At 70.3% G+C, this 12,618-nt stretch carries 14 protein-coding genes and 1 other RNA gene; 10 read left to right on the forward strand and 5 right to left on the reverse strand.

The annotated features are described in order from the left end of the window. Nucleotides 1–28: 28 nt before the first annotated feature. The gene (locus ACWHYA_RS10075; protein WP_425941409.1) at nucleotides 29–1,534 is read left to right on the forward strand and encodes an aldehyde dehydrogenase family protein; all 1,506 of its coding nucleotides are present in this window, start codon (nucleotides 29–31) and stop codon (nucleotides 1,532–1,534) included. Between the two features lie 117 nt (nucleotides 1,535–1,651). On the opposite strand, the gene ACWHYA_RS10080 is transcribed toward ACWHYA_RS10075, so the two are convergent. Next, the gene (locus ACWHYA_RS10080) at nucleotides 1,652–3,217 is read right to left on the reverse strand and encodes a M28 family peptidase (RefSeq protein ID WP_425941407.1); all 1,566 of its coding nucleotides are present in this window, start codon (nucleotides 3,215–3,217) and stop codon (nucleotides 1,652–1,654) included. Between the two features lie 300 nt (nucleotides 3,218–3,517). Here ACWHYA_RS10080 and ftsE point away from each other — a divergent pair, with 300 nt between their 5' ends. From ftsE to ACWHYA_RS10095, 3 genes are read left to right on the forward strand one after another with little or no spacing between them, the layout of a single operon-like run. After that, nucleotides 3,518–4,213, forward strand: coding sequence for a cell division ATP-binding protein FtsE (gene ftsE, locus ACWHYA_RS10085; RefSeq protein WP_425941405.1), 696 nt, complete (start codon nucleotides 3,518–3,520; stop codon nucleotides 4,211–4,213). Then, nucleotides 4,210–5,133 carry a permease-like cell division protein FtsX gene (gene ftsX / locus ACWHYA_RS10090; RefSeq protein ID WP_425941403.1) on the forward strand — a complete coding sequence of 308 codons (924 nt, stop codon included), beginning with the start codon at nucleotides 4,210–4,212 and terminating at the stop codon, nucleotides 5,131–5,133. Before ftsE ends, ftsX begins: the two co-directional genes overlap by 4 nt. A gap of 28 nt (nucleotides 5,134–5,161) precedes the next feature. After that, the gene (locus tag ACWHYA_RS10095; RefSeq protein ID WP_425941402.1) at nucleotides 5,162–6,919 is read left to right on the forward strand and encodes a M23 family metallopeptidase; all 1,758 of its coding nucleotides are present in this window, start codon (nucleotides 5,162–5,164) and stop codon (nucleotides 6,917–6,919) included. Nucleotides 6,920–7,024: 105 nt separating this feature from the next. Here the strand turns inward: ACWHYA_RS10095 and smpB are convergent, their stop codons facing one another. After that, nucleotides 7,025–7,501 carry an SsrA-binding protein SmpB gene (smpB, locus tag ACWHYA_RS10100; protein WP_425941400.1) on the reverse strand — a complete coding sequence of 159 codons (477 nt, stop codon included), beginning with the start codon at nucleotides 7,499–7,501 and terminating at the stop codon, nucleotides 7,025–7,027. A gap of 126 nt (nucleotides 7,502–7,627) precedes the next feature. On the opposite strand from smpB, the gene ACWHYA_RS10105 reads away from it, so the two are divergent. The 6 genes from ACWHYA_RS10105 to ACWHYA_RS10130 all read left to right on the forward strand — a co-directional run bounded on the left by ACWHYA_RS10105 (nucleotide 7,628) and on the right by ACWHYA_RS10130 (nucleotide 11,596). Then, nucleotides 7,628–8,047, forward strand: a complete 420-nt coding sequence (locus tag ACWHYA_RS10105) for a CBS domain-containing protein (protein ID WP_425941398.1) — start codon at nucleotides 7,628–7,630, stop codon at nucleotides 8,045–8,047. A 166-nt stretch (nucleotides 8,048–8,213) separates the two neighbouring features. After that, nucleotides 8,214–8,580: a transfer-messenger RNA gene (ssrA, locus tag ACWHYA_RS10110) on the forward strand. A 663-nt stretch (nucleotides 8,581–9,243) separates the two neighbouring features. Then, the gene (locus ACWHYA_RS10115) at nucleotides 9,244–10,062 is read left to right on the forward strand and encodes a DUF7668 domain-containing protein (protein WP_425941396.1); all 819 of its coding nucleotides are present in this window, start codon (nucleotides 9,244–9,246) and stop codon (nucleotides 10,060–10,062) included. 22 nt (nucleotides 10,063–10,084) lie between these two features. Then, nucleotides 10,085–10,816: a DUF7668 domain-containing protein gene (locus ACWHYA_RS10120; protein WP_425941394.1), complete on the forward strand. Its 732-nt coding sequence runs from the start codon at nucleotides 10,085–10,087 to the stop codon at nucleotides 10,814–10,816. A gap of 135 nt (nucleotides 10,817–10,951) precedes the next feature. Continuing rightward, a complete protein-coding gene (locus ACWHYA_RS10125; protein ID WP_425941393.1) occupies nucleotides 10,952–11,137 on the forward strand; it encodes a hypothetical protein in 186 nt (61 codons plus the stop codon). A 126-nt stretch (nucleotides 11,138–11,263) separates the two neighbouring features. Continuing rightward, a complete protein-coding gene (locus ACWHYA_RS10130) occupies nucleotides 11,264–11,596 on the forward strand; it encodes a type II toxin-antitoxin system VapC family toxin (RefSeq protein ID WP_425941391.1) in 333 nt (110 codons plus the stop codon). A 15-nt stretch (nucleotides 11,597–11,611) separates the two neighbouring features. On the opposite strand, the gene ACWHYA_RS10135 is transcribed toward ACWHYA_RS10130, so the two are convergent. The 3 genes from ACWHYA_RS10135 to ACWHYA_RS10145 form a co-directional block, all read right to left on the reverse strand. Beyond that, the gene (locus ACWHYA_RS10135) at nucleotides 11,612–11,959 is read right to left on the reverse strand and encodes a type II toxin-antitoxin system PemK/MazF family toxin (protein WP_425941389.1); all 348 of its coding nucleotides are present in this window, start codon (nucleotides 11,957–11,959) and stop codon (nucleotides 11,612–11,614) included. Continuing rightward, on the reverse strand, nucleotides 11,946–12,176 hold the full coding sequence (locus tag ACWHYA_RS10140) for a ribbon-helix-helix domain-containing protein (protein ID WP_425941387.1): 231 nt from the start codon (nucleotides 12,174–12,176) through the stop codon (nucleotides 11,946–11,948). The genes ACWHYA_RS10135 and ACWHYA_RS10140 overlap by 14 nt, the downstream gene beginning before the upstream one ends. Nucleotides 12,177–12,296: 120 nt before the next feature. Beyond that, the gene (locus ACWHYA_RS10145) at nucleotides 12,297–12,617 is read right to left on the reverse strand and encodes a type II toxin-antitoxin system PemK/MazF family toxin (protein WP_425941385.1); all 321 of its coding nucleotides are present in this window, start codon (nucleotides 12,615–12,617) and stop codon (nucleotides 12,297–12,299) included. Nucleotide 12,618: the final 1 nt, after the last annotated feature.

The following is a 12,618-nucleotide window of genomic DNA, read 5'->3' on the forward strand; positions in this document are numbered from 1 at the left end:
GCCCAGGCGCCGGCCGTAGGGTCGGAGCATGACCGCGACCACGACCTCCGACCCGGGTCCGTCGAGCCCGGGTCCTCTCGGCCCCGGCTCCCTCGACCTGGTGGCGCTGCGGCATACCGTCACCTCCGGCGCCTCCGCCGACCTCGGTTGGCGCCGGGCGCACCTGGGGGCCTTGCGCCGCCTGCTCGTCGAGCACGAGGCCGAGCTGTTGGACGCCGTCGCCGCCGACGTCGGCAAGCCGCGGCTGGAGGCGCGGCTCACCGAGAGCTACGTCATCGTCGAGGAGATCGACCATCTGCTCGCCCACCTGGAGGAGTGGACGGCGCCCCGGCCGGTCTCCCTGCCGCTGACGCTGCGTCCTGCCCGCGCGCACGTGCAGCTGCAGCCCAAGGGTGTGGTGCTGGTCGTCGCGCCGTGGAACTACCCGCTCCAGCTGCTGCTGACCCCGGCGGCCGGTGCCCTCGCCGCCGGCAACACGGTCGTGCTGAAGCCCAGCGAGCACGCGCCCCGTTTCGCCGCCCTGGTCGAACAGCTCGTTCCGCAGTACTTCCCCGCCGACGTCGCCAAGGTCGTCACTGGCGGCGTCGAGGAGACGACCGCCCTGCTGGAGCGCCGCTTCGATCACATCTTCTTCACCGGGTCCGGCCGGGTGGGTCGCATCGTCATGCGCGCCGCGGCCGAGCACCTCACGCCCGTGACCCTCGAGCTGGGCGGGAAGTCTCCGACGTTCGTCGACGACAGCGTCGACCTGGGTGTGGCCGCCCGGCGGATCGTCTGGGGCAAGTTCACCAACGCGGGCCAGACCTGCGTGGCGCCCGACCACGTGCTCGTGACCCGCGCCGCCCGGGACCGGCTGCTGGCCGAGCTGGCCGCGGCGGTGCACGAGTTCTTCGGCGACGATCCGCGCAGGAGCCCGGACCTGGGGCGGATCGTCGACGGGCGGCAGCACGCCCGCCTCGTCGAGCTCCTGGACGGAGCCGGGGGGAGCGTGGTCACCGGTGGGCAGCACGACGCCGGCGAGCGGTACATCGCCCCGACGGTCCTCGCCGACGTCGACCCCGGCGCGCCGATCATGCAGGAGGAGATCTTTGGCCCGATCCTGCCCGTCATCACCGTCGCCGACCACCAGCAGGCCATCGAGCAGATCACCTCGCGCGAGCACCCGCTGGCGCTCTACGTCTTCTCCGAGCGGGAGGACGTCAGGGACGCGTTCGCGCGGCGCACCACTTCGGGAGGGATGGCGTTCGGCGCCACCGTGATCCAGTTCGGCGCCCCGCAGCTCCCGGTCGGGGGGGTCGGGGCCTCCGGCACGGGCGCCTACCACGGCCGCGCGTCGCTCGAGGAGCTGAGCCATCACCGGTCGGTGCTCGACAAGCCGCTGGGTCCGGACACCCTGCGTGTGCTGTACCCCCCGTTCGAAGGCCTCAAGGGCCGGGTCGTCGCGGCCGCGACCGCCCCCGGCTGGGCGGGGCGGCCCGCCGCGCTGGTCCGGGAGGGTATGGCGAAGGTGCGCGGCCTGGTGCGGCGCGGCTGAGAGCTGTCTGCGCCGCCTGCGTGAGCGGGGCTCGGACGGGTGGGACGTGCCGACGGGCGGCACCCTGCTGGGTGCCGCCCGTCGGGTGGTGCTGGGGTCGGGTTCGACGCGCGCCGGTCAGGCGGCGTCCTCGGCCTCCTCGTCGTCCGTCGGCAGGTCGCCCTGCGGGTGCGGCTTGCCGGACTTCCCGGCGCTGCGCTTGCCGTTGATCTCCGAGGTGTCCTGGGCGAGCGTCAACGCCGCGTGCGCGATGGCGTCGCTCATGATGTCCAGGGCCTCCCGGTCGACGTTGTCGATGTCGTCGAGGACGGTGTGGTAGTTCGGGTCGTAGGTGATGCCGGCGGTGCCGCCGAACAGCTCGACCTCCTTCTCCGTCTTGGTGCCGTCGGCACCGGTGAACAGGCCTGAGGCCGGGACCCCGCTGAGGATGAACGCCTGGTAGTCCGAGCGGCCCGAGTAGGCGGTGTCCACCCACGGCTGACCGGTCAGGTCGAAGTAGTCGGTGAAGACCTCCTCCGTCTGGATCGATCCGGCCGGCGGGGCGACGCCCGCCTCGTAGGTCGACTCGTCCGCGTCGTAGACGCCGATGACGTGGTTGGGCGAGCCCACCATGTCGAAGTTGAGGTAGGTCGCGATGTCGTCCAGCTCGGCCGGCGACTGGTCGGCGACCCAGGCGTTCGACCCCTGCAGGCCGTCCTCCTCACCGCCCCACCAGGCGAAGCGCACCGTGTTGTTGGTCTTGTTGACCCTGGCCAGCTGCACCGCCGTCTCCAGGATCGCGGCCGACCCGGTGGCGTTGTCGTTGATGCCGGCACCCTCCTGGGCGCTGTCGAGGTGGGCACCGAGCATGACGACGTTGTCGTCCCGGCCGGTCGAGGTCTCGGCGAGCACGTTGAAGGTCTCGACCACCTCGTCGATGGTGCGCAGGTCCAGCGTCGCGGTGACGGTGTCCTGCGCCATCTGCGCCAGCAGCGCCTGACCGGCCTCCTGTGTCATGCCCGCCGCCGGCACGAAACCGGAGTCGGGTCCTCCGAGGGTGCCGTTGAGCGCCCCGGGTTCGTTGTTGTAGACGAGGACGGCCTCGGCTCCGACTGCGGCGGCGGCCAGCGACTTCGCGGAGAAGGCGCACGTCCCGCGCGAGACGATGGCGATCTGGCCGGTGAGGTCGGCACCCTCGCCGTAGGCGGCCGCGTCGCAACCCTGGGGGTCGACGGTCGGCGCCGCCAGTGGGCCGGTGACACCGCCGTCGGGCGTGCTGGGGCTGTAGCTCATGGCGATCACCGCTACGTCTTCACCGCCGACGGTCAGGTCCTCGGCCAGGGTCCGGGTGCGGGGGTAGCTGAAGTCGTGGCGCTCGGTCTCGTAGCCGGCGTCCTGCAGGACCTGCTCGACGTACTCGGCGCTGGCCTCGTACCCGGGGAGGCCGGAGGCCCGGTTGCCGCCGTTCTCGTCGGCGATCTCCTGGAACTCCTCCAGGTGCGTCCAGACGTTCTCGACGTCGACCGCCTGGGTGATCTTCTTGCTGGTGTTCGGGTTGCCGTTGTTCTCGCCGCCCTTGCCCTTGGCCAGCGCCGGCGACCCCATGCCGGCCAGGACGACCGCGGCCGTGGCCGTGACGGCCAGGGTGCGGCGGGCGGTGCTGCGGCCGGACCGCGGGGTCCGGTGGTCGGTGCTCGTACTCACGTCGTGCGTCTCCTTTGACGGGGGGAGGCCCGCGGACGACCGAGGGCCCTGTCGCAAGGTAGGCACCCGCGGGCCCGCGGTCCAGGGTCTTGACCGAGTCCAGACCGACTTCTGACCGACCCCTGACCTGGGCCCTACCGTCCCTTGACAGAACCCGGGCGGGACCGGATCTCGACAGGCCCGGCGCGGGTCCTTGGTCGCCCCGGGTCCCTCGGTTACCGTGAACGCCGACCGCCAGCCCGCCCCACACGTCCCCCCCGTCCCAGCAGCACCGCATACTCTCCCCTGGAGCCCGCCCGCGTGATCACCCTGGAGAACGTCAGCCTGCGCTACGCCAAGGGCGACCCCTGGGCGTTGCGCGAGGTGGACCTCGACGTCACCCGCGGAGAGTTCTGCTTCGTGGTGGGACAGTCGGGCTCGGGGAAGAGCTCGCTGCTGCGTCTGGTCATCCTCGAGCAGGCGCCCACGGCGGGTCGGGTGCTCGTGGCCGGGCACGACCTTGGCGAGCTGCCGCAGAGGCGGGTGCACCTGCTGCGCCGCCAGATCGGCACGGTCTTCCAGGACTTCCGGCTGTTGTCGGGCAAGACGGTGGCGCAGAACGTCGCGTACGTCCTGCAGGTGCTCGGGACCCGGCGGCACGAGATCAGGCAGCGCGTCCCCGAGACCCTGGCCCTCGTCGGGCTGCAGGACAAGGGGCGACGCCTGCCGCACGAGCTCTCCGGCGGGGAGCAGCAGCGCGTGGCCATCGCCCGCGCCATGGTCAACAAGCCGCCGATCCTGCTCGCCGACGAGCCGACCGGCAACCTCGACCCGGACACCAGCAGCGAGATCGTGGCCATCCTCGAGCGCATCAACCGCGCCGGCACGACCGTGCTCATGGCCACCCACGACACCTCGATCGTGGACCAGTTCCGCAAGCGGGTCGTGCAGCTGCACGAGGGCCGGGTGGTCCGCGACCAGGCGGTGGGCGGCTACCGGCAGGTGGCGGCGCCGTGAGGCCCGGGTTCCTGCTCGGTGAGATCGGCAACGGCCTGCGCCGCAACGTCTCGATGGTCGTCTCGGTCGTGCTCGTGACGATGGTCTCGCTGTTCTTCCTGGGCATCGGCCTGCTCGCGCAGCAGCAGGTGAGCACGGCCAAGGGCTTCTGGTACGACCGGGTCGAGGTCTCGATCTTCCTGTGCACCCCCGGTGCCGCCGAGGTGGCCTCGTGCAGCGGGGGAGGGGTGACCCAGGAGCAGCGCGACCAGATCAGGGCCGACCTGGAGGGCCTGAGCCCGTTGGTCACCGAGGTCTTCTACGAGTCCAACGAGGAGGCCTACGAGCGCTTCCGCGACCAGTTCCGCAACAGCCCGGTCATCGACTCCATCCCCCAGGAGGCGATCCCGGAGTCGTTCCGGGTCAACCTGTCCGACCCCAGCCGCTACGAGGTGATCCGGGCCGCGTTCGAGGACGCGCCCGGCGTGGAGAGCGTGGAGGACCAGCGCGAGGTCGTGGACAAGCTCTTCACCTTCCTGGGGGTGCTCAGCGTCGGGGCGCTGGCGCTCGCCGTGGCGATGGTGGTGTGCGCCGTCCTGCTCATCTCGACCACGATCCGGCTCACCGCCTGGACCCGGCGACGCGAGACCGCGATCAAGCGGATGGTCGGCGCCTCGGCCTTCTCCATCCACCTGCCCTTCGTCCTGGAGACCGTCGTGGCGACCCTGCTCGGGGCCGCGCTCGCCGTCGGTCTCCTGTGGGCCACGGTGCGCTACGGCGTCACCGGGTTCCTGTCCGAGCTGCTCGCGGGGGAGAGCGGCCTGATCAGCCTGGTCGGCGAGCGCGACCTGTGGCTGATCACCCCGTTCCTGGTCGGTGGGGCACTCCTGCTGGCCGTGGTCACCGCCTGGTTGGCCCTGCACCGGCACGTACGGGTCTGATCCCGTGGACGCCCAGAGGAGAAGCACGATGAGCGGTTCCGTCCAGCACCCACCCGCCCGACGGCAGGGTCGGTATGCCGCCGCCCGGGTCCGCGGCGTCCTCGCCCTCGCGCTGGCCGGCGTGATGGTCGCCGCGCCCGCACTCGCCGACGACCTCGACGAGATCCGGGACCGGATCGAGCGGGTGGAGGCCGAGGAGGAGCGCAAGCGTCAGGCCGAGGAACGCTCTCGTCAGCAGGCCGCCGAGCTGGACGAGGAGCTGGACCACACCGGCCAGGAGCTGGTGGAGGCCAGCGAACGGCTGGCCCGCACCACCGAGCAGGTGGCCGAGGCCCGGGTGGCGCTCGCCGAGGCAGAGGCCGACCTGACCGACGCCGAGGCTGAGGCGGAGCGCATCGAGGCCGAGCTGGGGCTGGCCCGCGCGGACGAGGAGCGCATCGAGGAGCGCCTCGCCCAGAACGAGGAGCAGCAGGCCGAGAGCCGGGACACCGTCGGCGCCATCGCCCGGGAAAGCTACAAGCAGGGCGGCATGGGGTCCCTGGCCTCGACGCTGGAGCTGCTCTCCGGGGAGTCCGACGCGGTCGACGAGATGTCCATGGCCCGCACCGTGCTGCGGGTGCAGGACCAGCAGATCCGGGCCCTGGCCGGCCAGGAGGCCGAGCACGTCGTGGAGCAGGACCGGCTCGCCGGCGTGCGCGGCGACATCGCCTACCTGCTCGCCCGCGCCGAAGCCATGGTGGTCGCGAAGGAGGAGGCCCGTGCCGCGGCCGAGGCCGTGCGCGCCGAGCTGGAGGAGCTGGAGGCACGGCAGGCGCGCGAGAAGGAGGCGCTGGAGGAGGAGAAGGCTCGCGTCGCCGAGGAGCTGGCCGGGGAGCAGCGGCGCTCCGACGACCTGGCGGCCGAGCTCGCGGAGCTGGCCGAGACCAAGCACGGGCTCAAGGCCGACGAACAGGCCGAGGAGGAGCGGATCGCCGAGGCCGAGCTCAGGGCGGCCGAGGAGGCCGCCCGTCGCAAGGCCGCCGAGGAGGCCGCACGGAAGGCTGAGGAGGAGGCGCTCCGCAAGGCCGCCGAGGCGGAGGCGGCCCGGCAGGCGGCGGAGCAGGCCGCTGCCGAGCAGGCGGCCGAGGAGCGGGCCAGGCAGCGGGCCGCCGAACGGGAGGCCGAGCGGCAGCGGCAGGCCGAGGCCGACGCCCAGCGTCGCGCCGACGAGCAGGCCGCGGCGGAGGCCCGGCGGCGGGCCGAGGCCGCCGCGCAGGAGGCGGCCGCCGCGGAGCGGGCCGCCCAGGAGGCCGACGAGCGGCAGGCCGCCGAGGAGCGCGAGCGTCAGGTCGCGGCGGAGGCCGAGTCCGAGCGCCGGGCCCAGGTCGCCCAGGTCGCGGCACAGACGTCCTCAGGGTTCTTGTCCCAGCCGGTGGCCGGCGGCGTGACCAGCGAGTTCGGGATGCGGCTGCACCCGATCCTCGGAGTCACGCTCCTGCACTCGGGCATCGACTTCAGCGGCGGGTGCGGGGCACCCATCACGGCCGCGGCCGACGGCGTGGTGCACTCCACCCCCTACGACGACAGCCGCGGCAACTACGTCGTGCTCGACCACGGGATCCAGCGAGGGGTCAACCTGACCACGGCCTACCTGCACCTGCAGAGCTTCGCCGTCTCGCCCGGCCAGTCGGTCTCCCGCGGGCAGGTCGTGGGCTACGAGGGGACGACGGGTTCCTCGACCGGCTGCCACCTGCACTTCGAGACCCGGGAGAACGGCGCGCCCGTCAACCCGCGGATCTGGCTCTGACGGCGTGAGGGGTGTGAGCGGTGGAGCGGCCTGAGCGGCGGAGCGAGCGTGAGCGGCGGAGCGAGCGTCAGGAAGGGGCCGTGATGGCTGCCCGGCGACGCGCGCTCAGCCGTGCCGCTTCAGGTGGGCAGACATGGCCCGCTCCGCCTCGCGGCGGTCCTGCCGTTCGCGTAGCGTCTGCCGCTTGTCGTGCAGCTTCTTGCCCTTGGCAAGCGCGATCTCGACCTTGGCGCGCCCGTCCTTGAAGTAGAGCGACAGCGGGATGATCGTGTGCCCGGCCTGCTCGGCCTTGGCGACAAGCTTGTCCATCTCGTCCCGGTGCAGCAGCAGCTTGCGCCGGCGCCGGGCCGAATGGTTGGTCCACGTCCCCTGCGTGTACTCCGGGATGTGCACGCCCTCCAGGTACAGCTCGCCGCCGTAGGACGTCGCGTAACCGTCGGCCAGCGAGGCCCGACCCTGCCTCAGCGACTTCACCTCGGTCCCGGTCAGCACGAGGCCGGCCTCGACGGTGTCCTCGATGAGGTACTCGTGCCGGGCCTTCTTGTTGTTCGCGACGACCTTGCGTCCGGTTTCCTTGGGCATGACCGGCCCAGTCTAGGCGAGCAGGGGGTATGCGGTCGCGCGGGTTTCCCCTCCGCTTGCCCGTGGGGCGGGGGCGGGGCAGGGTGGGGAAGGCACGGAACCGCAACCCCCTCGAAATGGAGTGACATGACCACCGCACGCGAGATCATGACCGCCGAGATGCACACCGTCACCGAGGACCAGTCGCTGGCCGAGGCCGCGACGCTGATGCGAGACCACGGGGTGGGGGCCCTGCCGGTGATGTCAGGGGACGGGTCGCTGTCGGGCATCGTCACCGACCGGGACATCGTCGTGCGCGGAGTGGCCGAGGGCGCTGACCTGGCTACCACGACCGTCGGGTCGGTAGCCCAGGGCATCGTCTCCACGGTCGGGTCGGAGGAGGATGTCGACCGCATCGTCGACACCATGGGCGACCAGCAGATCAAGCGCCTGCCGGTCGTCGACGGTGGCCGTCTCGTCGGGATGATCAGCGAGTCCGACCTGGCCCGTCATGTGAGCGACGACAAGGTGGCCCACTTCGTCCAGATGGTCTATGGCCGCGGCTGAGACCCGCCCGGTGCCGGTGCCGGTGGGGGGGCCGGCGCGGCGGTTGGGCGCGCCGGAGGGAATCCGCGTGGACCTCACGGTGTTGACCCCCGTAGGATGACGGTCTGCCCCGTCCGCGAGGACGCGGTGGACCGGTTGACAACTGCACAGCGTGAAGGCACCCCATGGGGGTGATCGGTTTCGACGTCGTTCAGCGTCTCAGGGGAAGCGGGTCGAGGATGCAAGGTCATCTCGTCAACGATCCTTGCGAAACCAATAGCTGCCAATTCCAACCGCAGCGACTTCGCCCTCGCCGCCTGAGCGAGCCCGAAGTCTGTCAGCCTGAGCTAGTCCTCGTCTCAGTGTCTGGCATCAGCTAGAGGACTTGCTGCGTCGTCACGTCACGGGACGGCGCGGGACTCCTACGTGACTGGGCCTGTCAGGGAACGTGTGCGCGCGAGCCCTGGGGCCGAGAAAATCCTTAGCGCACTGCACCCGGAGAAGCCCTGGATTCCTGGCGACGGACGCGGGTTCGATTCCCGCCACCTCCACTTACGTGTCTTCACGCCGTGCAGTTGTCGCACGTCAACCCCTAGATTGCGCCTGAGGACGCGAATCTGGGGGTTTCGTGCATCCGAACAGGAGTGGTCAGGAGTAGCGTCAGACGACCACCCGGATTGACATAGGGCTGACACACCCGCGCCGGATCATCCGGAGGCGGATGACGTGAGCATGAAGCAACAGCAGAGCCCGTCACCAACTAGATGGTGCTACCCGCAAGCCGTCTGGTCCCTTCCGGTGCAGGGACCCAGACCACAAGCGATGCGCGCTCCACGCCCAACGCTTGCCACAGGCAGGGCTCTGTGAGCGCCTCTCATCAGCGATATGCCGGTGGCCGGCACACGTCGAGGGTCGATACATCGCTGCCACGCCGGGGTGCGTGACATCAAGACTCCGCCGAGTTGTGGATGCCACTGCGACATCCCCTCGGAGGCGCGCGTGACATCGCGCTCACATAACGCCGATGAGCGCGAACTCATCGGGAGCATGTGCGCGAGCGGCGCTATGCCCGAGGCGGCGTAACCCACCCTGACTTGGGCCACTTTCGCGCGATGGTGACAGTTCCACCGCGGTGATCTGACGGTTCGTGACCGCTCAAACCGGCTTCATCCACGCGGTGCCGGTACCCCTGCGGGTGTCCCTTGTATGGTGCTCGCGTGCACGACTGCGACGAAAGGGGTGGGCGTGAGGAGCGGCGGGGCATGCTCATGCCGCTCGCCGTCCTGGCCAATCTCTTCGGTAGCGGAGATCTGGCTACCATCGCGCACGCCGGCGGCCTGTCCCGGGCGGAGTTGGAGGCCGAGGTCAAGGCGGTGGGTGCACCGCTGTACAGGCTCCCTGAGCAGGCGCTGCCCTGGTTCGAGAACTGGGTCCAACCTCAGAGCGTGCCAGGAACGGACCCGGTCGAGTACGAGGCCCTCGTGCCGTTGTGGACGAACATCGGCATGGCGGGGAGAGCGGCCCGCGTCCGGTTGGTTCCGTCGGGGTTCGAATCGACGTTCCGACGCCACGTGGTCGGGTTCGAGGACGTCGTGCCACCGCCTGAGGTCACGGGCATGGTCCCGGATCCGGCCCGTCAGCCGCGCCCGTCGGAGGTTCGTCTGACGGAGCCGCTGGTGCCGATGGACTACCCGATACCCGAACGATGGCGTCCCTTGATCCGTCAGGTGGTCGACAGCTTGGTCGCCGGTGACTATGAGCGTCTTGAGCGGGAGGGCGTGATCGCGCACGTCGGCGGGCCCGGTGACATGGTCCAGGGCAACCTCGAGGCCTACCACGACTCCTTGGTGCCGCTCCCGCCCTACGCGTGGGCGTGGTCGGATCACCTGCCGGTCTCTGCCGGCCCCGGGGTATACGCCGTGACGCTGCCGTTGTGGACGGCGGTCGAAGGCGTCAGCGACCTCACGCTGACAGCAGAGGTACACGATGACGGTACGAACGTGAGAGTCGTGGTCACGAGTGTGCACGTGCTCTGACGCGCGGATGCGGCAGGCTGCCGTGTTCCCCCTCAACCTCCTCGTCAAGGAGGCGTTCGGCGCCGTGCGGCCGTTCTCCCGGATGGACGAGACGAACCTGAGACAGAGGCTGGCGTCGCTGGGGGGCCGGGTGCAGCCCCTATCGCCCCAGGCCGTCCGCGAGCTGACGGCGCGCCCGGCCGGCGGCCGTCCGGACCAGTTCGACATCGTCGTCCCGCTGGTCACTGCTGACGGCCCGACGGGGGTCGGTCTGCTGGTCCGGGTCACGGAGCGCGGGTCGTACTACCGGCCCGAGGTGCTCTCCCTTGTCGACGTGGGATCCACCGAGGCGCAGGGTCGTGCGGCCGACGTGCGTGACGCGAGGTTGGCCCGTTCTCCCGGCTGGCAGGGTATTCCCGACGGTCTTCGTCCGGTGCCCGAGCGATGGCGACCGGTCATCGCGGGCGTCGTCCGTCGCCTGGCGGCCGGCGACTACGCCGGCCTGGTGCGGGACGGGGTAGCACCGGCCAGTGAAGGCCCTGACGACCTCGGTTTCGAGCACTGGGTCGTGGAGTATCCCGCCACCGTCGTCGACCTTCCCGACGACGCCTGGGCTTTTACCGACCACCAGCCCACGGGAGAGCAGGATGTCTGGGACGTGTCGGTCGACCTGTGGACCGCGGAGGAAGGACGCAGCGACCTGACACTCGAGGGACAGGTCCGGGATACCGGGAGCGCGGTCACCCTGTGCATCAAAAGAATCCATACCCTGTGAGTCGACGACGGCGGCTCCGTCGTCCGGGGAGAGGAAAAGATTGGCATACAGCAGACCCGAGGTGGTCTCTGCGGTCGGCGGGGTGATCGGCGCGCTCTCGGCCGGCGAGCTATCTCTCGTCGCCGGCCGGGTGGCATGAGCGCTGAGCAGCTGCGGGACGGTCTGGTCGGCGTGGAGGACCGGCTGCGTCCTTACCCCGACGCCCTGTGGTCGTGGCTGGACGAGCACCTGGTCCTCGTCGCTGTCGAGGGCACCTCGCCGGTGGAGCACGAGACCGTGGTGCCGGTGTGGACCCCAGGGGTAGAGAAGGTCTGCCCGTAGACCCCGGTGGTGCGCCGCCACGTGCACTGTCATGCCGCAGGCCGCGTGGTTCCTGGCTCAGTCTGCCCCGCCGAGTGATGCCGCACCTTCCGCGCCACTCTGCAGCCGGGTCGCGATGTCGATGAGATGCTGCTCAATGCGTTGGCCGGCGAGGTCGCCGCGCCTCACATCCTCGACGTCGAAGTCCTCTCCGTTCTACGAGGACTCGCGCTGGGTCGCAAACTGGGCGAGCACGCGGCCAGCGCCGCCCGCAACGTCCACTTCGGCTTTGTCATCGACAGGCATGCAACAGCGCCGTTGGCCGAGCGGATTTGGGACCTGCGGCACCAGTACACGAGCTACGACGCCGCCTACATCACTATGGCAGAGGCGCTAGGGGCGCCGCTACACACGTGCGACGCCACGCTCGACAGCGGCGGCCACAACGCGGTCGTCCACGTTCACGGACAGACGCACTGAACTGCCGCCGCGCGGTCACAAGCGCAGATGGAGGCGCAGTGCTTCGTCGACCGCAGCCATCAATCGAGGCGAAACCCGGCCTACTGCAGGGCCGATCCGTTCAACGGCGACCGAGCGAACCTGCTCACCTTGGGCTTTGAAGTCCACCCGCAGTCCCGTCTCGTCCGCTGGCAGGAGCACCTGAAACGGAAAGATTCGCTCCACGTTGCTGGTGACGGGCACGACGGTCACTACGCCGCGACCAAGTCGCTGAGCCATGGTGTTGGCCTGGTCATTGCTGACCAATACCGCGGGGCGACGCTTGTTGGCCTCGCTACCGCGCACAGGGTCCAGATCGACGAGGTGAATCTCACCGCGCAGCATCGGTGAGCCCGTCCGAGGACGCAGCGGCCCACGCGTCTTCGTCCCCCGCGCGGGCCCACTCCTGCCAGGCGGCGGCATAGTCCGCCTCCAGCTGCGGATCCTGCAAGCGGCGGATGGCCTGCTGGACGGCAGCCGACCTTGACTCCAGACCGGCTTGCTCGACGTACCGGTCCAGGGCCGCGAGGTCTTCCTCGCTCAGACTTACACTCACCTTCATGACAGCGATACTACCTCGGTAGGATCACAACGACTACCCCAGTAGCACCATTCGCGCATGCCGCTGGTCGCTCTCCATTCCAGCTCGATCGGAAGGCATCGTCTCTGGGTTCAGGGGCGATCACGGCTCTTGGAGCAACGGCACCTCGAGGTCGTACGCCAGCACGATGGCTCTTGCAAGGTGGCGCTCCTGCTCGGGCGTGAGGAGCCCCAGCGTCCTGCCCAGGAGGTCGGCGGGGATGGTCAGGACGTTGTCGATCGAGACAGCACTGTCGTGGTCCAGCCCGTTGGCACGTCCTACCGGTACTTCGCTGGACAACCCCTTGACGGTCGACGTGATGGGAGCCACGGTCACCTTGGTCATCACGGCGCGGGCAGTGTCGCGGGTGAGCACCAGGACGGGGCGCGTCTTGTCCAGCCTCGCCAGGCAGATCTCGCGCAAG

This window comes from Ornithinimicrobium carbonis, assembly GCF_977012275.1.